The 20,874-nt window shown below is 58.3% G+C and carries 17 protein-coding genes; 9 read left to right on the forward strand and 8 right to left on the reverse strand.

Annotated features, from left to right (window positions below; translation table 11 throughout):
- Position 1: 1 nt before the first annotated feature.
- The gene (gene pntA / locus EKL29_RS03995) at positions 2–1,534 is read right to left on the reverse strand and encodes a Re/Si-specific NAD(P)(+) transhydrogenase subunit alpha (RefSeq protein ID WP_120452904.1); all 1,533 of its coding nucleotides are present in this window, start codon (positions 1,532–1,534) and stop codon (positions 2–4) included.
- Between the two features lie 535 nt (positions 1,535–2,069).
- On the opposite strand from pntA, the gene ydgH reads away from it, so the two are divergent.
- Positions 2,070–3,023, forward strand: a complete 954-nt coding sequence (gene ydgH / locus EKL29_RS04000; RefSeq protein ID WP_126688902.1) for a DUF1471 family protein YdgH — start codon at positions 2,070–2,072, stop codon at positions 3,021–3,023.
- A gap of 203 nt (positions 3,024–3,226) precedes the next feature.
- The gene (locus tag EKL29_RS04005) at positions 3,227–4,618 is read left to right on the forward strand and encodes an amino acid permease (RefSeq protein WP_126688903.1); all 1,392 of its coding nucleotides are present in this window, start codon (positions 3,227–3,229) and stop codon (positions 4,616–4,618) included.
- Here EKL29_RS04005 and EKL29_RS04010 read toward each other — a convergent pair.
- Entirely contained in the window at positions 4,615–5,031 is a 417-nt protein-coding gene (locus EKL29_RS04010; protein ID WP_120452717.1) for a hypothetical protein, read from the reverse strand. The genes EKL29_RS04005 and EKL29_RS04010 overlap by 4 nt on opposite strands.
- A gap of 175 nt (positions 5,032–5,206) precedes the next feature.
- Here EKL29_RS04010 and rstA point away from each other — a divergent pair, with 175 nt between their 5' ends.
- The 5 genes from rstA (at position 5,207) to EKL29_RS04035 (ending at position 10,461) form a co-directional block, all read left to right on the forward strand.
- Positions 5,207–5,944 carry a two-component system response regulator RstA gene (gene rstA, locus EKL29_RS04015; protein ID WP_120452719.1) on the forward strand — a complete coding sequence of 246 codons (738 nt, stop codon included), beginning with the start codon at positions 5,207–5,209 and terminating at the stop codon, positions 5,942–5,944.
- Positions 5,941–7,242, forward strand: a complete 1,302-nt coding sequence (gene rstB / locus EKL29_RS04020) for a two-component system sensor histidine kinase RstB (protein ID WP_126688904.1) — start codon at positions 5,941–5,943, stop codon at positions 7,240–7,242. The genes rstA and rstB overlap by 4 nt, the downstream gene beginning before the upstream one ends.
- 20 nt (positions 7,243–7,262) lie before the next feature.
- The gene (locus EKL29_RS04025) at positions 7,263–8,750 is read left to right on the forward strand and encodes a carboxypeptidase M32 (RefSeq protein WP_120452722.1); all 1,488 of its coding nucleotides are present in this window, start codon (positions 7,263–7,265) and stop codon (positions 8,748–8,750) included.
- Between the two features lie 155 nt (positions 8,751–8,905).
- Positions 8,906–9,367: an acid resistance repetitive basic protein Asr gene (asr, locus tag EKL29_RS04030; protein WP_120452906.1), complete on the forward strand. Its 462-nt coding sequence runs from the start codon at positions 8,906–8,908 to the stop codon at positions 9,365–9,367.
- Positions 9,368–9,651: 284 nt separating this feature from the next.
- On the forward strand, positions 9,652–10,461 hold the full coding sequence (locus tag EKL29_RS04035) for a serine protease (protein WP_120452723.1): 810 nt from the start codon (positions 9,652–9,654) through the stop codon (positions 10,459–10,461).
- Between the two features lie 76 nt (positions 10,462–10,537).
- Here the strand turns inward: EKL29_RS04035 and EKL29_RS04040 are convergent, their stop codons facing one another.
- Together EKL29_RS04040 and hrpA are read right to left on the reverse strand one after the other, a co-directional pair.
- The gene (locus tag EKL29_RS04040) at positions 10,538–11,113 is read right to left on the reverse strand and encodes an Ail/Lom family outer membrane beta-barrel protein (protein WP_120452725.1); all 576 of its coding nucleotides are present in this window, start codon (positions 11,111–11,113) and stop codon (positions 10,538–10,540) included.
- Between the two features lie 231 nt (positions 11,114–11,344).
- Positions 11,345–15,247: an ATP-dependent RNA helicase HrpA gene (gene hrpA, locus EKL29_RS04045; protein WP_120452727.1), complete on the reverse strand. Its 3,903-nt coding sequence runs from the start codon at positions 15,245–15,247 to the stop codon at positions 11,345–11,347.
- Positions 15,248–15,501: 254 nt separating this feature from the next.
- Here hrpA and EKL29_RS04050 point away from each other — a divergent pair, with 254 nt between their 5' ends.
- Positions 15,502–16,101 (forward strand): FMN-dependent NADH-azoreductase, encoded by a 600-nt coding sequence (locus EKL29_RS04050; protein WP_120452728.1) that lies wholly within the window; start codon positions 15,502–15,504, stop codon positions 16,099–16,101.
- A 55-nt stretch (positions 16,102–16,156) separates the two neighbouring features.
- On the opposite strand, the gene EKL29_RS04055 is transcribed toward EKL29_RS04050, so the two are convergent.
- The 3 genes from EKL29_RS04055 to EKL29_RS04065 are packed head-to-tail and all read right to left on the reverse strand — an operon-like array spanning position 16,157 to position 19,283.
- Positions 16,157–16,486, reverse strand: a complete 330-nt coding sequence (locus EKL29_RS04055) for a YdbL family protein (protein ID WP_120452730.1) — start codon at positions 16,484–16,486, stop codon at positions 16,157–16,159.
- Positions 16,486–16,674 (reverse strand): YnbE family lipoprotein, encoded by a 189-nt coding sequence (locus tag EKL29_RS04060; RefSeq protein WP_120452731.1) that lies wholly within the window; start codon positions 16,672–16,674, stop codon positions 16,486–16,488. The genes EKL29_RS04055 and EKL29_RS04060 overlap by 1 nt, the downstream gene beginning before the upstream one ends.
- Positions 16,671–19,283 (reverse strand): YdbH family protein, encoded by a 2,613-nt coding sequence (locus tag EKL29_RS04065; RefSeq protein WP_126688905.1) that lies wholly within the window; start codon positions 19,281–19,283, stop codon positions 16,671–16,673. Before EKL29_RS04065 ends, EKL29_RS04060 begins: the two co-directional genes overlap by 4 nt.
- 144 nt (positions 19,284–19,427) lie before the next feature.
- Here EKL29_RS04065 and EKL29_RS04070 point away from each other — a divergent pair, with 144 nt between their 5' ends.
- Positions 19,428–20,420 (forward strand): 2-hydroxyacid dehydrogenase, encoded by a 993-nt coding sequence (locus EKL29_RS04070; protein WP_120452735.1) that lies wholly within the window; start codon positions 19,428–19,430, stop codon positions 20,418–20,420.
- Between the two features lies 1 nt (position 20,421).
- Here EKL29_RS04070 and EKL29_RS04075 read toward each other — a convergent pair whose 3' ends face one another.
- Positions 20,422–20,691 carry a DUF333 domain-containing protein gene (locus EKL29_RS04075; protein ID WP_126688906.1) on the reverse strand — a complete coding sequence of 90 codons (270 nt, stop codon included), beginning with the start codon at positions 20,689–20,691 and terminating at the stop codon, positions 20,422–20,424.
- Between the last annotated feature and the right edge of the window lie 183 nt (positions 20,692–20,874).

The following is a 20,874-nucleotide window of genomic DNA, read 5'->3' on the forward strand; positions in this document are numbered from 1 at the left end:
GTTACCCCTTACGAAACATTTTCAGCATGCGCTGGGTGACGGTGAAACCACCGAAAATATTGATGCTGGCGATCAGCACCGCAATAAATGAGATAAAAGTGACCCAGCCGCCATGTCCCATTTGCAGCACCGCGCCGACCACAATAATGCCGGAAATGGCATTGGTTACCGACATCAGCGGCGTATGCAGCGCATGGCTGACGTTCCACACCACGTAGTAGCCGACCACGCAGGCGAGCGCGAACACCGTAAAGTGCGACAGGAACTCGGCAGGCGCGACGTTGGCAAGGCAGGCAAACAGCACGACCGCCAGCGCCAGCAGCAGATACTTGCGCCATGACGGCGCAGGTTTCGCCGCTTCCTTGACCGCAGGCTGCGCCGCGGCGGGCGCCGCTTTCGGCGCAGCGGAGACCTGAATCGGCGGCGCAGGCCAGGTGATTTCGCCGTCGCGGATCACGGTCACGCCACGGACCACGACATCCTCGAAATCTATGGCGATCTCGCCGTTCTTCTCTTTGCACAGCAGCTTCATCAGGTTAACCAGATTGGTGCCGTAAAGCTGCGAGGACTGGGTCGGCAGGCGGCTGGGCAGATCGGTATAGCCAATGATCTTCACGCCGTTATCGGTAACGGTAACGCGATCGGCCTGGGTCAGCTCGCAGTTGCCGCCGGTTTGCGCCGCCAGATCGACAATCACGCTGCCTGGCTTCATGCTGGCCACCATCTCGGCGGTGATCAGTTTCGGCGCGGGCTTGCCTGGGATCAGCGCCGTCGTGACGATAATATCGACCTCTTTCGCCTGCGCGGCGAAGAGCGCCATCTCCGCTTTAATAAAGGCTTCGGACATCACTTTCGCATAGCCGTCGCCGCTGCCCGCTTCCTCTTCAAAATCGAGCTCCAGGAATTCGGCGCCCATGCTTTGCACCTGCTCTTTCACTTCCGGGCGGGTATCAAAGGCGCGCACGATAGCGCCGAGGCTGCCCGCCGCGCCAATAGCCGCCAGTCCGGCGACGCCAGCGCCGATCACCATCACTTTCGCCGGCGGCACTTTACCCGCCGCGGTAATCTGCCCGGTAAAGAAACGGCCAAATTCGTGAGCGGCTTCGACAATGGCGCGATAGCCCGCAATGTTCGCCATCGAGCTGAGCGCATCCAGCGACTGCGCGCGCGAGATGCGCGGTACGGCGTCCATCGCCATGAGGGTGACCTGCCGCGCCGCCAGCTTCTCCAGCAGCGCCGCGTTTTGCGCCGGCCAGACAAAGCTCACCAGCGTGCTGCCCGCTCGCGTCAGGGCGATCTCCTCATCGTCAGGCGCATTCACCTTCAGCACGATATCGGACTGCCAGATCTGCTGACCATCGCAGAGGCTGGCGCCTGCGGCGACATAACTTTCGTCATCAAAACTGGCGCGTTTGCCCGCATCGTGCTCGACAGCAACGCTAAAACCCAGTTTGATAAGCTGCTCAACGGTTTTCGGCGTCGCCGCCACGCGCGCCTCGTTGGGCAATCGCTCTTTGGGTATTCCAATTAACATATTCATCCCTTTCATCACGTGATGATGGCCTGTCGATTGCATAGCGACACAGCGCCTGAAACAGGATTTCAGGCGCTTATGAACGGAATGCACTTGTATCAAAGTATTTATAACCTACTGAAAATATGAACAGCGATCTACAACCAGAACGCCCGCCGGTGACATTCATACGATTATTCAGCGTCCCAGGAGAAAAGCCGCGCTATGCGACTGCGAATTGAAAAGTTTGAAATATATTCTGCTAAGCAGAATCGAATCATGACGAATTTCTTGTTAATAAAAACCTTTATTTAACAATGCATTAACTGATTAACCACTAAGCGTTACCATCTTAAGTGATAATCGGTACAAAAAATGGCCGTAGCAAATTTGCATGACGTCATGATGAATTTAACTATCAATTTCCCGAGATTTGTCGCATAAATTGGCTGCGACAGCCTGTTTATAACATGCAATAATCAGCGGCTAATCTGTTATACATCAAGAGTCCAGCACGTTTTCGTACTCATTTTGCGTAAGGCGAAGGATCATTTTTATGAAGCTGAAGAACACCATTCTGGCGTCAACCTTGTTATCTCTGCTCGCGGCCAATGCATTCGCCGCGCAGGAACTGACGCCGGAAAAAGCGGCCGAGCTGAAACCATTCGAACGTATTAACGTCACCGGCCGCTTTAATGCGATTAACGACGCTGCCGACGCGGTGTCGAAACGTGCGGATGAGCTGGGCGCAGCCTCTTATTACATTCAGGGCATCAACGACAGCAACGGCAACAGCGGCAACTGGCGCGTTACGGCTGACCTTTATAAAGCTGACGCGCCGAAAGCCAGCGACGACACTACTTACCGCGTGATTAACGGCGTTAAAGAGCTGCCGAAAGCGGAAGCTTACCGCCTGGAGCCGTTTGACACCGTGAGCGTCAGCGGCTTCTTCTCCAGCCAGCCGGACGTCAACGACGCCATTAGCAAAGCAGCGAAAGAAAAAGGCGCGGCCTCGTTCTATATTGTGCGCCAGGTCGACGCCAATAACGGCGGCAACCAGTACATCACCGCCTATGTTTATAAAGCTGACGCGAAAGAGCGTAAGGTACAGAGTCCGAACCTGATCCCGGCCGATTCCGAAGCGGGTAAAGCGGCGCTGGCGGCCGGCGGCGAAGCGGCGAAGCGCGTCGAAATCCCGGGCGTCGCCTCGTCAGAAACGCCGAGCAGCAGCGTGGGCCGCTTCTTTGAAACCCAGAGCTCTACCGGCCAGCGCTATACCGTGAAGCTGGCGAACGGCAAGTCGGTTCAGGAAGTGAACGCCATTACCGCCGCGCAGATGCAGCCGTTTGACACCGTTACCTTTACCGGCCACTTCGGCACGCCGACTGAAATCTCTGAAGAAGTGGCGAAACGCGCCGCCGACAAAGGGGCGAAGTACTATCATGTTACCCGCCAGTGGCAGAACCAGAGCGGCGGCAACCTGACCGTCACCGCCGATCTCTTCAAGTAATTTCCTTCAGGGCGGCGCCCGCCGCCCTACTGTTTGCATTATCCCTTCACAATTTTGCATAACCACGCATTGCCATCCTTTTTCGCACTCCGTAGAATCTGCGCGCTGCTTTTAGGTGAATTAGTCATGTAAAAGCAAAAAAGCGCGGTTAAATTCGTCGCTCAGAACATAATCCAGCCACTTATGCTAGCGGGAAGGGTATTTTGGAGAAAAAATTAGGTCTCAGCGCGCTTACTGCGCTGGTACTCAGCTCAATGCTGGGCGCAGGCGTGTTCAGTTTGCCGCAGAATATGGCAGCGGTAGCCGGACCGGCCGCTCTGCTGATCGGCTGGGTCATTACCGGCGTCGGCATTCTGTTTCTGGCGCTGGCCATGCTGCTGCTGACCCGGCTGAAGCCGGAGCTGGATGGCGGCATCTTCACCTATGCGCGTGCCGGTTTCGGCGAACTCCTTGGCTTCTGCTCCGCCTGGGGCTACTGGCTATGCGCCGTTATCGCCAACGTCTCCTATCTGGTGATCGTCTTCTCCGCGTTGAGCTTTTTTACCGATACCCCCAACCGGGTGGTTTTCGGCGACGGTAATACCTGGCAGGCGATGCTGGGCGCGTCTCTGCTGCTGTGGATGGTGCATTTTCTGGTGCTGCGCGGCGTGCAAACCGCCGCAAGCATCAATCTGCTGGCGACGTTAGGCAAGCTGGTGCCGCTGCTGCTGTTCGTGATGCTGGCGGTAGCGGCGTTTAATTACGACCGGTTCCATTTTGACTTTTCCGGCCTCTCGCTCGGTAAGCCGCTGTGGGAGCAGGTGAAGCAGACCATGCTGATTACCCTGTGGGTGTTTATCGGTGTGGAAGGCGCGGTGGTGGTGTCCGCCCGCGCGCGTCAGAAAAAGGATGTTGGTCGCGCCACCCTGCTGGCGGTGCTGGCGGCGCTGCTGGTCTATCTGCTGGTGACGCTGCTGTCGCTGGGCGTCGTACCGCGCGCCGAGCTGGCACAGATGCGTAACCCGTCAATGGCGGGACTGATGACACGTTTGATGGGCCACTGGGGCGATGCGGTGATTGCGGCCGGTCTGATCGTTTCGGTATGCGGCGCCTACCTGAGCTGGACCATTATGGCGGCGGAAGTGCCTTTTATCGCCGCGCAGCAGGGCGCCTTTCCCCGGAGCATTGCGCGCCAGAATGGTCGCAACGCGCCTGCCGCGTCCCTGTGGCTGACCAACGGCAGCGTGCAGATCTGCCTGATACTGATTGCCCTGACCCACGCCGATTACAATACGCTGCTGACTATCGCCTCTGAGATGATACTGGTGCCTTATCTGCTGGTGGGACTCTATCTGGTGAAGCTGACGCGTGGAAAAGCGCAGCCGCTGGCGCTGGCGGTGGGACTCGGCGCCAGCTTTTATGGGCTGTGGCTGCTCTACGCTTCCGGGCCGCTGCATCTGCTGCTTTCGGTGGTGCTTTACGCGCCTGGCCTGCTGCTGTTTCTGTTCGCCCGGCGCGGCGGACGCGGCGATATCTCGCTGACGCAGCTGGAGCGTGTGGCTATCGGCTTGTTAATGGCGGCGTCGCTGCCCGCAATGTGGCAGCTGATGGTTTAGTGCGGCTGACCGGGGATCGCCACGCACAGCAGGTCGTCGCGCTGTGTGAGGTTGAGCGGTTTGCGGTATTCCTGATGGATAGCATCCAGCTGCTGCTCGGAGAGCGGATAAGGCAGCTGGATATCAAAACGGCTGATGTGCTGCTGTTCTGCCAGGGTGATAAGACGGGCGATATTGATTTCGTCGCTGACCTGGGTCGAAATGATTTGCAATGCTAATTCTTTCAGATGCTCGTCGCTCGCCTGTACACTGCGGGCCGAGGATTTGCGCGTCACCATGCCAAAAATCGGCATCACGCCATAAATGGCGTCGACGAAACTCCAGCGTTTTTTGCACGAGGCGGAGAGAAAATCGCTATAGTTTAAGCAGATGCGGTCACTGTATACGGCTGAAGCCAGCTCTTTATCAGACACCCTCTCTCTCCCTCTGTTTTTCATTACGGTTCAGAACCTTGCTTAAACGCAGAGTTAATGATGGCACATTTTGCCGTGCAGATACCAGTAACGCAGGGATATTTCGTGCGGCGGCATAGTGCTCAGGACCGGGAAAAGCTATGCTGCTCGCCAGGCTAATTTGTCGCAGTGGATTATGAATAAAATCGTTTTTGTTGAAGACGAGCCGGAAGTCGGTTCGCTGATTGCGGCCTACCTTGGCCGTCATGATATTGAGGTGATTGTCGAGACGCGCGGCGACCGCGCTGAAGCGGTGATCGCGGCCGAACAGCCGGATCTCGTCATGCTGGATATTATGCTGCCGGGCAAAGACGGCATGACGCTGTGCCGCGATCTGCGCAGCCAGCGACAACAGTGGCAAGGCCCGATTGTGCTGCTCACCTCGCTCGACAGCGACATGAACCATATTCTGGCACTGGAGATGGGCGCACAGGACTATATTCTGAAAACCACGCCGCCTGCGGTGCTGCTGGCGCGGCTGCGGCTCCATCTGCGCCAGGCGCAGCAGGGACAAAGCGATGAGACGCCCACGCCTGCCGTGGCGCAGAAGCAGAAGCTGCTACGCTTCGGCTCGCTGACCATCGACGCGCTGAACCGCGAAGTCACGCTCTTTAGCGAGCAAATCGTGCTCTCGACCGCCGATTTCGACCTGCTGTGGGAGCTGGCCAGCCATGCAGGACAGATCCTGAACCGCGATGCGCTGCTGAAGACCCTGCGCGGCGTCAGCTATGACGGCATGGATCGCAGCATCGACGTGGCGATTTCGCGCCTGCGTAAAAAGCTGCACGACAGCGCCACCGAGCCTTTCCGTATCAAAACCATTCGCAACAAAGGCTATCTGTTCGCTCCACAGGCGTGGGATACGCAGGCATGAGAAAGTTGTTTATCCAGTTTTATCTGCTGCTGTTCGTCTGCTTTCTGGTGATGGCGCTGCTGGTGGGTCTGGTCTACAAATTCACCGCCGAACGCGCCGGAAGACAGTCGATGAACGATCTGATGGCGAGCTCGCTCTATCTGATCCGCAGCGAGCTGCGCGAAATCCCGCCGCGCGACTGGAACAAGACGATTAAAAGCCTCGACCTTGGCCTGTCGTTCGACCTGCATATCGAACCGATGAGCAAATATCAGCTCGACGAACCCGATATGCGTCGCCTGCGCGCCGGTGAAATCGTCGCGCTGGACGATCAGTACACGTTTTTACAGCATATTCCGCGCAGCCATTACGTTCTTTCCGTCGGCCCTATCCCCTATCTTTTCTACCTGCATCAGATGCGGCTGCTGGATATCGCGCTGCTGGTGTTTATCGGCATGTCGCTGGCGCTGCCGGTCTTTATCTGGATGCGACCGCACTGGAAGGAGATGCAGCGTCTGGAGATTGCGGCGCAGCGTTTTGGCCGCGGCGAGCTCGATGTCCGTACCCATTTTGACAATACCTCCAGCCTGTTTCGCCTGGGTATCGCTTTTAACCAGATGGCGGAGAACATTAACACGCTGGTAGCGAGCAAAAAGCAACTGATTGACGGCATCGCTCACGAGCTGCGTACGCCGCTGGTGCGTCTGCGCTACCGGCTGGAGATGAGCGACAATCTTACCGCAGGCGAATCCGCCGCGATTAACCGCGATATCGGCCAGCTGGAGAGCCTGATTGAGGAGCTGCTGACCTATGCGCGTCTCGATCGGCCGCGCGTCGACCTCAACCTGACCTCGCTCGACCTGGCGCACTGGCTGCGCGAGCATATTAACGACGTGCGCGCCCTCAATCCGCAAACCCAGATCGATCTCGACCTGCCGCAGCGCGAAAACCACGGCGTGTCCGACACCCGCCTGATGGAGCGCGTCCTGGATAACCTGGTCAATAACGCACTGCGCTACGCCGGCCACCGGCTGCGCGTCAGCCTGTGGTTCGACGGCGCGCTCGGCTGCTTGCAGGTTGAGGATGATGGCCCCGGCATTCCGCCTGAGGAGCGCGAACGCGTCTTCGAACCTTTTGTCCGTCTCGATCCGAGCCGCGATCGCGCCACCGGCGGCTGCGGTCTGGGGCTCGCGATCGTTTACTCCATCGCGCAGGCGTTAGGCGGCCACGTCAGCATCGAAGGCAGCCCGCTGGGCGGGGCCAGCGTTCGCTTTTGCTGGCCGGTTGATCTACCTTTGCGTAAGCTTTCCGCGCGATAAACCCTTACAAGGAGTTTCTGATGCCTACTGCTTACCAACAACTTAGTGCGACTTTTCAGCGGCTTTCCCGCTTCGGCCACCTGATGGCGGTCGCGGGCTGGGACATGCAAACCATGATGCCGACGGGCGGCAGCCAGGCGCGCGGCGAAGCGCTGGCGGAGATGGGCGTGCTGCGTCATGAGATTCTGACCGATCCGCACGTCGGTGAGCTGATTAAAGAGGCCGAACAGGCCGATCTTAACGACGTCGAGCGCGCCAACCTGCACGAAATGCAGCGCGCGTGGCAGCAGGCGTCGCTGCTGCCCGCCTCGCTGGTGGAAGCGAAGTCGCTGGCCGGTTCGCGCTGCGAGCACGCCTGGCGCGAACAGCGTCCGGCGAACGACTGGCAAGGCTTTGCCGTCAACCTGAAAGAGGTGGTGCGCCTGAGCCGCGAAGAGGCGCAGCTGCGCGCAGAGGCGAATGGCACATCGCGCTATGATGCCCTGCTGGATCTCTACGAGCCCGGCATGACAGGCGCGAAACTGGATGCAACCTTCGGCGAGCTGAAGAGCTGGCTGCCCGATCTGCTGCAGCGCGTGGTGGAGAAGCAGGCGCAGGAGAAGATCGATGAGCCGCAAGGTCCCTTCGCCATTGCCGCGCAGCGCGAGCTGGGCCTGAATGTCATGGCGACGCTGGGCTTTGATTTCCGCCACGGTCGACTTGACGTCAGCGCACATCCTTTCTGCGGCGGCGTGCCGGAGGATGTACGTATTACCACGCGCTATAACCAGAATGAGTTTCTCAGCGCACTGATGGGCGTGATCCATGAAACCGGCCATGCGCGTTACGAGCAGGGTCTGCCGCAGCAGTGGCGCAACCAGCCGGTCGGTCAGGCGCGCTCTACGGCGATCCATGAGTCGCAAAGCCTGTTTATGGAGATGCAACTGGGCCGCAGCCGTGAATTCCTGCAGCGCATTCTGCCGCAGGTGCGCGAGAAGCTGGGCGAGCAGCCTGCGCTACAGCCCGACAACTTTGTGCGTCTGGCGCAGCGCGTTAAGCCCGGCTTTATCCGCGTCGACGCCGATGAGCTGAGCTATCCGGCGCACGTCATCTTACGTTTCGAGATTGAGCGCGCGCTAATCGAAGGCGAGATCGAGGTCGACGATATTCCCGCGCTGTGGGATGAAAAGATGCAGCAGTCGCTGGGTATTGATACGCGCGGCAACTACCGTGACGGCTGTATGCAGGATATTCACTGGACCGACGGCGCCTTCGGCTACTTCCCGACCTATACGCTGGGCGCTATGTACGCGGCGCAGCTCTTCCAGGCGGTGAAAAAAGCGCTGCCGGACTTAAGCGACCGCCTTCAGCATGGGGAGCTTCAGCCGGTATTTGACTGGCTGCAGCAAAACATCTGGCAGCACGGCAGCCGCTTCCCTACCGAACAGTTGCTGATCAATGCCACCGGCGAAGCGCTTAATCCACGCTTTTTCCGCCAGCATCTTGAACAACGCTACCTGAATCGTTAATCTGTGCGGCCTTCCCGGCCGCCTTTTTCCCGCTTTGTACAATCGGTTACACGCCGATACCAAACACCCACGGAAACTGTTCCTCGCATTTTATATAGTCTTTTCACCGGCCCCGCAGTGGGCTACACATGAAAAAAATGTTCGAGGAATTTGCAATGAAAAAATTGTTTGCACTGGTCATCGCCGCTGCTATGGGTCTCTCTTCTGTTGCTTTCGCTGCTGACACCACCGCTGCGCCAGCTGCAGCAGCTCCTGCTGCGACCACTACCACGACTAACGCTGCGCCGGCTGCTAAAACCACGCATAAAGTCGCGCACAAGAAACACAAAGCCGCTCAGAAAGCTCAGGCTGCTAAAAAGCACCACAAAAAAGCTGTGAAAAAAGACGCTGCGCAGAAAGCTCAGGCCGCTAAAAAGCACCACAAAGCTGCCAAGAAAGAAACTGCACAGAAAGCCCAGGCTGCTAAAAAACACCACAAAGTAGCTAAGAAAGCGGCTGCACAGAAAGCTCAGGCTGCTAAAAAACACCACAAAGCAACCAAAAAAGCTGCTGCTCCGCAGAAAGCCCAGGCTGCTAAAAAGCACCACAAAGCAGTTAAAAAAGCCGCTGCTAAATAATTAAGGTTGCGCACCTGCGCCTTAAGAAGCGTTGAATAATAAAAACACCCGGTTCTGCCGGGTGTTTCGTTACTGGAGTTGCGGAAATGGTGCGTCGCTATCGTTTTGAAATTATTCTGCTGGTGATGATCCTCTGCGGCGTCATCGCGGCCTTCTTCTTTATTTAGTCGTTGTAGCGTGCTGATTATTCCAATAAATCTCCCTTTTTTACCGCTCACCGACTATAGTTATTGCGCATGCGTGATGACAATAACCTCTTTTTAAATCTCGCCATTGAGAGACCTATGCGCCTGGCTATTTTGCTATTGACTGGATTGTTCTGCTTCACCACTCTGGCTCACGCCGATGATGACGACGATGCACCGAATCCCGATGAAATCAAAATGCTTTTCTTTGGCAAAGATCACCGGAAAGCGATCGGCGACGTTACCGCCGCTCCCTGGGACGCCATTGGTCAGCTGGAAACTGAGAGCGGCAATCTTTGTACCGCCACGCTGATTTCCGCCCACCTGGCGCTGACGGCGGGACACTGCTTACTGACGCCGCCGGGCAAATTCGATAAGCCGGTTGCGCTGCGCTTTATGGCCAGCGATCGCGGCTGGCGTTATGAAATCCATGATATCGACGCGCGCGTCGAGCCGGCGCTGGCGCGCAAACTAAAAGCTGACGGCGAGGGCTGGATAGTCCCGACCGACGCCGCGCCTTTCGATTACGGCCTGGTTATTCTGCGCAACCCGCCTTCCGCGATTACGCCGATCCCGCTGTTTGACGGATCGCGTAGCGATCTGACCGCCGCCTTAAAAGAGGCGAGCCGAAAAGTGACGCAGGCGGGCTATCCGGAAGATCACCTGGATACGCTCTACTCCCATAGCGACTGCCTGATTACCGGCTGGGCACAGCGCGCCGTGCTCTCTCATCAGTGCGATACGCTACCGGGCGACAGCGGCTCACCGCTGCTGCTGAAAAACAATAATGGCTGGCAGCTGATTGCGGTACAAAGTTCGGCGCCAGCGGCGAAAGATCGCTATCTGGCCGATAACCGCGCTATCGCCGTTACCTCGTTCCGCGACCGGCTGGAAGCGCTGGCGCAGTAACGCCAGCGTGGCGACAACATGCCAAAAGGCGCAGCTGAATTATCAGCCGCGCCTTTTTTAAGGGTGAAGGCCAGATTTAGAAGCTGTAGCCCAGGTTCACATTGAAGCCGTTAATCGACATGTTTTTATCAGCAACGTCGAGACGCGATCCCTCATAGCCGATATCTATCGCCAGGTTCTCGACCGGATTAATTTGCACGCCAGCGCCATACATCAGAGATGTTTTATTCTCTTTGAGCCTGGTTTCGCCCATATAAACGTAGCGCCCTTCATAGTTATACCAGCCTTCGCGATAGTCGACTTTATTATAATTTACGCCGAGCAAACCGTAGAGGCTGATATATTGACTGAAGCGCCAGGCAGGCCCGACGGAGAGCGAGTAATATTTCACTTTCGCATGGCTATCAAATCTATCCATAGAGTCGATGTCGGGCGTGTAGCTTCCGCTGCCGCTCATCCAGGTAAGCGAGCCAATAAGGCTCAGCGGTGAGTCCCATTCATAGCGGTATTTAAGGTTTATCCCGTTAATATCCTTGAAATCCTGGACCTTACTTTGCGCATACCCAAGAGTGAACGTATGTTTATCGGCATAGGCATTAACGTTTGCTCCCAGAGCGAGCATAACAAGGCTGACAAAAACAGACTTTTTCATAACCATCGTCCTTAACTGAATAAAATAATCTGGCGCCCCTTTCGCGCCGCGCTGATTCTATCGAAAAAAAGCAGTGATGGCCTTACCGTCGCTTTATATTTCGCGTCCATTTTCGGGATAGCTGTAAAGAGAAATTGAGCAACGGCGTTATAACCTTTGCCTTGCCCGTTTTATTCGCGTCAAAAAAAAGCCGCAGCGTCTCCGCTGCGGCTTCCTGCGATGCGACGGCTGTTATGCCGCGTACTGCTCCATTGTTTGCAGGATGCGCTTGTCGGAAACGGGATAAGGGGTGCCGAGCTGCTGCGCGAAGTAGCTGATGCGCAGCTCCTCGATCATCCAGCGAACCTCCTTCACCTCTTCATCATCCTGACGCTGCGGCGGCAGTTTATTACGCCACGCCTGCCAGGCCTGCTCCACTGCCTGCACCTTCAGCATGCGCGCGCGATCGCTGTGCGGATCGGCAGGCAGTTTTTCCAGGCGACGCTCAATGCCATGCAGATAGCGCAGCGTGTCGCCCAGGCGTTTCCAGCCGTTGCCGGTAACGAAGCCGCGATAGACCAGACCGCTCATCTGCGCCTTGATATCTGACAGCGCCAGCGCCATCGTCATATCAACGCGCCCTTTCAGCCGCTTGTTGATGTTGAACACCGCCGTCAGGATCTGCTCAACCTGTTTCGCAATCTCTACCACCGTATCGTTTAGCTCAGCGCGCACTTTCTCGCGCAGCTGCTCGAAGTTTTCCTGCTGCCAGGCCGGGCCGCCCGCTTCCGCCATTAGCTTGTCAACGCCGCAGGCGATGCAGTCGTCGATCAGATCCAGCACTTTTCCGTATGGGTTGAAGTAGAGTCCCAGCTTGGCTTTATTCGGCAGCTTTTCGTGCAGGTATTTTATCGGTGAAGGGATATTCAGCAGCAGCAGACGACGCTGGCCGCGCCACATCATTTTCTGCTGCTCCTGCTCGCTGTCGAACAGGCGTATCGCCACGCTATCCTTCTCATCGACCAGGGCTGGCCAGGCCTTGACCTGATAGCCGCCGCGCTTCTGCTCATAGCTGCGCGGCAGATCGCCAAAGCTCCAGATATGCAGGCCGTTCTGCTCCAGCCCGTCATCCGCCACTTTTGACAGGGTCTCCTGCACTTTTTCCTTGAGCTCGGCTTTCAGCGCGCTGAGATCTTTACCCTCTTTCAGCTTGCGGTTGTGTTCGTCTACCACGCGGAAGGTCATTTTCAGGTGATCGGGCACCTGATCCCACTGCCAGTTTTCCCGCTCCAGCGTCACGCCGGTCATACGGCGAAACTCTTTCGCCAGCGCGTCGAGCAGCGGCATCTCCATCGCAGTAACGCGCCCCAGGAAGGCGTCAGCGTAATTAGGCGCGGGCACCAGATTACGGCGCAGCGGCTTCGGCAGCGACTTAATCAGCGCAATAATCAGCTCGCGGCGCACGCCGGGGATCTGCCACTCGAAGCCCTGATCCTCGACCTGATTAAGCAGCGGCAGCGGGATATGCACCGTCACGCCGTCGGCGTCCGCGCCCGGCTCGAACTGATAGCTGAGCTTCAGCTTGAGGTTGCCCTGATGCCAGAAGTTGGGATAGTCGAGCTGGCTGACCTTCTCCGCGCCCTCTTTGATCAGCATCTGTTTGTCAAAGCTGAGCAAATCGGGATTATCGCGGCTCGCCAGCTTCCACCAGCTGTCGAAATGTTTCGCCGACACCACGTCCTGGCCGACGCGCTGGTCATAAAAGCCGAACAGCGTCTCATCATCGACCAGAATGTCGCGACGACGTGATTTGTGCTCAAGGTCTTCGACCTCGCTGCGCAGTTTCTGGTTGTTGCGGAAAAAGGCGTGGCGCGTCTGCCAGTCGCCTTCCACCAGCGCATGACGGATAAAAAGCTCGCGACTCAGCGCGGGATCGATACGCCCGTAGTTCACCTTGCGCGCGGCCACGATCGGCAGACCGTACAGCGTGACTTTCTCCTGCGCCATCACCGCGCCCTGACCTTTTTCCCAGTGCGGCTCGCTGTAGCTGCGCTTGATCAGGTGCTGCGCCAGCGGCTCGATCCACTCCGGATCGATACGCGCCGCGATCCGGCCCCACAGGCGGCTGGTTTCTACCAGCTCGGCGACCATGGTCCATTTCGGCGGTTTTTTAAACAGCCCTGAGCCGGGGAAAATGGCGAAACGCGCGTTGCGCGCGCCGGTAAACTCCTGCTTCTCGGCGTCTTTCATGCCGATATGCGACAGCAGGCCGGTCAGCAGCGCGCAGTGCACCTCGCGGAAGCCCGCCGGTTCGCTGTTAACCGGAATACCCAGCTCACGCACCACCTGGCGCAGCTGGGTATAGATATCCTGCCATTCACGCACGCGCAGATAGTTCAGGAAATCCCCTTTGCACTGGCGGCGGAACTGGTTGCCCGACAGCGCTTTCTGCTGTTCGCCCAGGTAATTCCAGAGGTTAACGAAGGCGAGAAAGTCCGACTCTTTGTCGGCGAAACGACGATGTTTCTCATCGGCGGCCTGCTGTTTCTCTACCGGGCGCTCGCGCGGATCCTGAATCGACAGCGCCGACGCGATAATCATCACCTCACGCACACAGCCGAAGCGCTGCGCCTCCAGCACCATGCGCGCCAGACGGGGATCAACCGGCAGCTGCGCCAGCTGACGGCCAGAGCTGGTCAGCTTGTAGTGGCCGGTCTCGTCGTTGAGCGTTAATGCGCCAAGCTCTTCCAGCAGGCGCACGCCATCCTGAATATTGCGCTTGTCGGGCGCTTCGACAAAGGGAAACGCGGCGATATCGCCCAGCCCCAGCGCCGTCATCTGCAGAATAACCGACGCCAGGTTAGTGCGCAGGATCTCCGGATCGGTAAAGGCCGGGCGGCTGAGGAAGTCATCCTCGGAATAGAGCCGGATACAGATGCCATCTGAAACGCGGCCGCAGCGCCCTTTACGCTGGTTAGCCGACGCCTGTGAAATCGGCTCGATCGGCAGACGCTGCACCTTAGTGCGATAGCTGTAGCGGCTAATGCGGGCGGTGCCGGGATCGATAACATATTTGATGCCTGGTACGGTGAGCGACGTTTCCGCTACGTTGGTCGCCAGCACGATGCGGCGTCCGCTGTGCGACTGGAAAACCCGGTTCTGCTCGGCGTTCGACAGGCGCGCATAGAGCGGCAGAATTTCCGTATGCGGCAGATCGCGCTTCGCCAGCGCGTCGGCGGTGTCGCGAATTTCGCGCTCGCCGCTCAGAAAGATCAGAATATCACCGCGCCCTTCGTCGCTCAGCTCGTCGACCGCGTCGAAGATCGCCTGCAGCTGGTCGCGCTCACTGTCGTCCGCCTCTTCCACCACCGGCCGGTAACGCACCTCGACCGGGAAAGTACGGCCCGACACTTCAATAACGGGCGCGTTATGGAAGTGGCGCGAAAAGCGCTGCGGATCGATGGTCGCCGAGGTAATGATGATTTTCAGATCGGGACGGCGCGGCAGCAGCTCGCGCAGATAGCCGAGCAGGAAATCGATGTTCAGGCTGCGTTCGTGCGCCTCATCGATAATGATGGTGTCATACTGCAACAGCAGGCGGTCCTGCTGGATTTCCGCCAGCAAAATACCGTCGGTCATCAGCTTCACCTGGGTGGTTTCGCTGACCTGATCGTTAAAGCGCACCTTATAGCCGATGCAGCCGCCGAGCGACGTTTCCAGCTCATCGGCGATACGGTTGGCGACGGTGCGCGCCGCCAGACGACGCGGCTGGGTATGGCCGATCAGCCCTTTCACGCCGCGCCCCAGCGCCAGACAGATTTTCGGCAACTGGGTGGTTTTACCCGAACCGGTTTCGCCAGCGACGATCACCACCTGATGATCGCGGATCGCTTCGGCGATCTGCTGCTGCTTCTGGCTGACGGGCAGATTATCGGGAAAGGTAATTTTTGGCGTCGCGGCGGCACGCGCGGCGACGCGCTGTTCCGCTGCGGCGATCTCCTGACTGATTTCGTCGGCGACGCCCTGCTGCGCAGCGGGGTTGTTCACCTTGCTGGCGCCGCGCAGACGGCGCTGAAGGCGTTGACGGTCACGCAGCATCAGGTTGTCGAGTCGCGACCACAGCGATGCAAAGGGAGAGGAAACCGGTGATGACATAGTAATGGAGTACCTTCTCAGACGGAGCCGCTGCACGCTGCAGCGTCCGGTAACCGGGTTAACCGGCTGATTCTAAAAATTGTATCGGCAAAGAGTAACACATTTCAGCCCGCTCAGCTGCGCCTTGCCTGCCTCGCTTATTCAAGAAATTCGAACATAGCTCTCGAAATATTGCGCTTTTCCCGCGCGCTTAATGACCGTAGAGTGTAACCCATTGAGCGGGAAGCCTTCCGCGTAACAAACAGGAAACAGCAATGAGCAAAGTATTAGTTCTGAAATCCAGCATTCTGGCTGGTTACTCACAGTCAAGCCAACTGGCCGATTTCTACGTTGAAGAAGCGAAAGCGAAAGGCGATCAGGTGACCGTTCGCGACCTGGCTGCCGATCCGATTCCGGTACTGGATGGCGAGCTGGTCGGCGCGCTGCGTCCGTCAGACGCCCCGCTCTCTCCGCGTCAGCAGGAGGCGCTGTCGCTCTCCGATGCTCTGATCGCCGAGCTGCAGGCGCACGACGTGGTGGTTATCGCCGCGCCGATGTACAACTTCAACATCCCGACCCAGCTGAAAAACTATTTTGACCTGGTTGCACGTGCCGGCGTGACCTTCCGCTACACCGAAGCGGGCCCGGAAGGCCTGGTGAAAGGCAAGCGCGCAGTCATCCTCTCCAGCCGCGGCGGCATTCACAAAGATACCCCGACCGATCTGCTGACCCCATACGTGAAGCTCTTCCTGGGCTTTATCGGCATCACTGACGTAAACTTTGTTTTCGCCGAAGGCATCGCTTACGGCCCGGAAGTGGCCACCAAAGCGACTGAAGAAGCGAAAACTGCGATCAAACAGATCGTTGCTGCCTAATCATCATTATTATTATTCAGACTGTTTCAGTTGCCAGGCATGATGCCTGGCTTTTTTATTTCTGCATCCACAGGCCGTTAAGGCCGCGCACATACTCCCCTGCGCCTGCGCGTTCGACCAGCTTAGCGCCGGCGATTTGCGCAACCTGATCCCTGGTAAGATTGTTCTGCTGCGCGATACGCTGATATTCGGCGCTGCGCCCGTCGTTGACGCGCTTCACCAGCGCCTGCGTCTCGCTATCCTGCTGGCGCGCGGCGAGGTAGCCGCTAAAGGTTTCCCCGACGCGCCCCTGATGACGAGCCTCATCCAGCGTTAACGCCAGCGCAGGCTGCGCCGCACCGATAAAGAGCAGCGCGGCGATCAGCGGTTTCGCCAGGGCGCGCATTAGAAAAGACCGCTCTGGTTTTTCAGCAGCGCCTCCACATCTTTATCCACTTTGATATGGATCTCATGTTCAATTTTCACATTCATATTGATAGTGATCGGCTCCTTTGGCGCGGCCACCTCAATGCGCGGCACGCAGCCAGTCAGCGGCAGCCCGACTGCCAGCATCAGTAACGCCCGGAGGCTCATGGTTTTTGATCCCTTTTAGTCGGCAGAGTGGCGTTCTGTTCCACCCAGGATTGCAAATTATCGCCAAAGCGCAGGCTGCGCCAGAGTTGAAACAGGTTCTGCTGATGGCGGTAGTTCAGATTTACGGTCTGGTCGCGGTTGCTGAAGCGGCTGGTGCCCTGCACCTGTGCCTGCATGGCGAGGTTGCCCAGGTTATCGAGATCGAGCGTCGCCCACGAGCGCGAGATCTCCATATAGCGCAGCCAGTCCATTGCCGCGCCCGCCGCAACGTTGTTAGCGGTAATCGCGTCGGCCATATCTTTGTCCATGCGGAACGTCAGGGAGCCGTTGTTGGCGATCCAGCCGTTCTGCACCAGCCAGTGCGGGTTGTTCACCCACAGCGGCAGCTCGCCGTTGATCTTGCCGGACATGGCGAACTGCGTCGGTTTCAGCGCCGAGACCAGCTTGCTCAGGCTGATATCGCGCAGGCTCAGCTTTGCCGCCTCGTGCTGCGGCAGGCGTAGCGCGGCCAGCGTTACCTTACCGCCCAGCACCTCCATACTGACATCCTGCAGCGTCAGCGGCTGCGCCTCGCGCCAGGGATAGTAGCCCTGCAAATCGGCGCGAATATTCTTCATGGCGAACTGGTTGGCGACTTCACCGATACGCAGCGACACCGGACCGCGCACGCCGAGCTGCCACTGCTGATCTTTAAGACGGAACGGCAGCGAGAAATCGACGCCGTTGATCTGGTTGTCCGGCGTCCAGAGGCTGCCCTGCTTCACTGTCCAGTGACCGCCGGCGCTAAAGCCCTCTTTCGCCGCGGCGGAAAAGGCCACCTGGGCGCGCAGCTCGCCCGAGCGTATTTTCATCTTGAGATCCGGGTTCAGCAGCGGCTGAAAGACCGTCAGAGACTGTGTCGGCCACCAGGCTTCGCCGCGCAGGCGTGCACCGTCCCAGCGGCCATGCACGCGCAGCGGGCCTATCGCCTGCGCCTGCAGCTGACCGCGCCAGACAAAATGGCTGGGATCCTGGCCTTTCGCCTCAAAGCTCAGCGACGAGGCGGGCAGGCGACCGTCAAAATCAAAAAGCGTCTCTCCCGCATCGATGCGGAAGCCGCCATTAAAAGCAGGCCGTTGTGCATCACGCTGCCAGTTGACCGGCGCGCTTAACGTCAGGCGCGGCCGCGAAACCTGCGCCATGCCGTACTGCATCTGATTGAAACCGGCATTAAGGCTGTCGAGATGAATAAGCGTGTCGCGCCAGCCGCCAGCGCCCTGTATGGTCCATTTTGCGTTGAGGGGCAGCATGTCGCCCGCTCCCCAGTAGCGCCACTTCCACTCTCCTTTATCTGGCCAGAAATCGGCCGCGCGGCCGTCCAGGTGAAGTCTGAACTGGCCAAAGCTCGGATCGTGCGCCTTAAGGATTGCCTGTAAACGCCCGTCGACGCCCTGCGACGCGAGCCGCACGCCCGCCAGCGGCCAGCGCGCTTCGTCCACTTCCAGCGTAGAGAGCAGGCGGCCGCGCAGACGCAGCAGCGCGCCGGGCTGAAATGTCAGCTGCGGATCGAGCAACGGCCCGCTGAGATCGCCCGGCAGCGAGGCGTAGAGCTGCATCGCCGCCAGTTTGCTTTCGCCGGTAAGGCGCAGCGGCAGCGCGCTGTCGGTCATACTCAGCCTGCCCGGCCCGATGCTCAAGACCGCGTTGCCTTTGCCGCCGCGCCCCTGCGTCAGAACGTTGAGACGGCCAGCGATCTGCGTCTCCTCCAGCCCCTGCTGCCAGTTATCCAGCGTAAGGTCGAGAAAGCCGGAGAGCGTCTGATCGCCGGTCGGCCAGCGATAGTGCCCTTTCAAAATGCGGATCTGTCGGGCATCGGCCTGCCACGGCAGCGTTAACAGCGGCTCTCCGTCGCCGGTGGTATAGAGCGCAAGCTTTCCCTGCTGCTGTTGCCAGTCGAGCGTCAGCCGCAGCGGTTCGCCAGCGTACTGCAGTTCGCCTGCCAGCTGGCCGCTGACCGGCAGGCCGTTGGCAAACTCAGGCAGATCGAACTGACCATGAAGCGTAACAGGCTCCGGCAGCGCGTTGTGGCGCAGCGTCAGCTGCTCTACCGTGAGCTGCTGCCCCTGCAGGTTAGCATCGATACTGAGGTTTTCGCCGCGATAGTGCAGCGTCTGTTTGTCGGGGGTCAGAGCGAGGTCGAAACCGCCGGCATACTGCTGCCAGGGCGCAATGCTGAGATTATCGAGATGAATATCGGCGCCCGGTAACAGCTGCTGCCACGCTGCCAGGCTTTTAGGCGCGCCGGGCTGCTCGCTTTGCGGCAGCTTTTGCAGACAGTCGCTGTTGAGCGTGACCTGGTGCGCATTCAGCCGCCAGCGCTTTTCATGCCAGCCGAGCGAAGCCTGCGCGACGCTCGCCAGCACGCATTCGCCCGCCAGGTAGCGCACCTCCGGAAACCATAAGCCACCGTTGCGCCAGCGCGGCGATCCATCCAGTACGATACGCGTCTCCGCTGGCAGCCAGATGCCGGCCAGGCGCGGCAGCCATTGCGTAAGGGTAAGCAGCAGCCCCAGCAGCAGTAGCGTCAGCGCCAGTAGTGCAGCGAGTAGTCGGCGGAGGCTCCGCGGCATGGCAGTAATATTCCTTTTTCCTGACAGGATCCTGACAGTGATGATGGCATGTAATCGGCCAGAGTTGAAGGCGCGCTACCGACAGCAGCAAAACTGGCAATTAAACGTTATGCTGTGTGAATACCCGAGTACAGGAGCGTAACGATGAAAATCGCGGTTTATAGCACGAAGCATTATGACCAGAAATATTTCGATCAGGTTAACGAAGGCTACCGTTTCGATGTGGTGTACTTCGACTTTTTACTGACGGAAGCGACGGCCAAAAATGCCGTCGGCTGCGACGCCGTATGCATTTTCGTTAACGATGACGCCAGTCGTCCGGTACTGGAGGAGCTGGCGTCGCTGGGCGTGAAGTATATCGCGCTGCGCTGTGCTGGTTTCAACAACGTCGATTTAGCGGCGGCGGCGGAGCTGGGCCTGAAGGTGGTGCGCGTGCCCGCTTATTCGCCGGAAGCAGTGGCGGAGCATACGGTAGGCATGATGTTAACGCTTAACCGCCGTATCCATCGCGCCTGGCTGCGCACGCGCGACGCCAACTTTTCTCTCGACGGGTTAACCGGCTTTAATATGCACGGCAAAACGGCGGGCGTCGTCGGCACTGGCAAAATCGGTGTGGCGACGATGCGCATTCTGAAAGGCCTCGGCATGCGTCTGCTGGCGTTCGATCCCTATCCGAGCGAGCAGGCGCTGGAGCTGGGCGCGGAGTACGTCGACCTGAAAACCCTGTTCGCCGAATCAGACGTGATTACGCTGCACTGTCCGCTGACGCCGGAGAACCACCATCTGTTGAATGCCTCGGCCTTCAGCCAGATGAAAGATGGCGTGATGATTATTAATACCAGCCGCGGCGCATTAATTGATTCTCAGGCGGCGATTGAGGCGTTAAAGCAGCAAAAAATCGGGTCGCTCGGCCTGGATGTCTACGAGAACGAACGCGACCTGTTCTTTGAAGACAAGTCTAACGACGTGATTCAGGACGATGTGTTCCGTCGGCTCTCCGCCTGCCACAACGTGCTGTTTACCGGCCATCAGGCCTTCCTTACCGCTGAAGCGCTGACGGCGATTTCAGAAACGACCTTGTCGAATATCAACCAGCTTGAGCACGGCGAAACCTGCCCGAATCAGCTTTCCGCCTAGTTTAGCGGGCGCAGTTGCCGCCGATCAGCGCCTGTTCGTCGCAGCGGCGTCCGTTCGCCAGCTGGCACATGCCGATGCGCGTGCCGTCCAGCTGGTGAGAAAAGGCAAGGGTTCCACCTGCGCTGGCGCAGTTGCTTTCAGCCAGAGACGACATAACGACGTGCGGTTGAATATGGGCTGCGGTAGCTTGTTGCGGCGGTTCGTTATTGCTGCTGCTGCATGCGGAGAGCAGCAGCGCGGCACCGGCCAGCAGAAAGGTGGCTGCTTTCATCAGTCGGACTCCGGAAGTGTTAGGGTTAGAGGCCGGTCAAGCATAAGACAGGCACAGCAGTCGGTCGATAGAGAACACAGCTTTTTACAAAATTTTCCCTGCCACTTTGCAAGCGGAATTATCCTGTTTCGCGCCTTTATCCTTGTTAATCAGCTTCTCACGCTTACGTCAGGCAGGTGGTAA

The organism is Pantoea sp. YU22 (assembly GCF_003970755.1).
GTDB classification, from domain to species: domain Bacteria; phylum Pseudomonadota; class Gammaproteobacteria; order Enterobacterales; family Enterobacteriaceae; genus Pantoea; species Pantoea piersonii.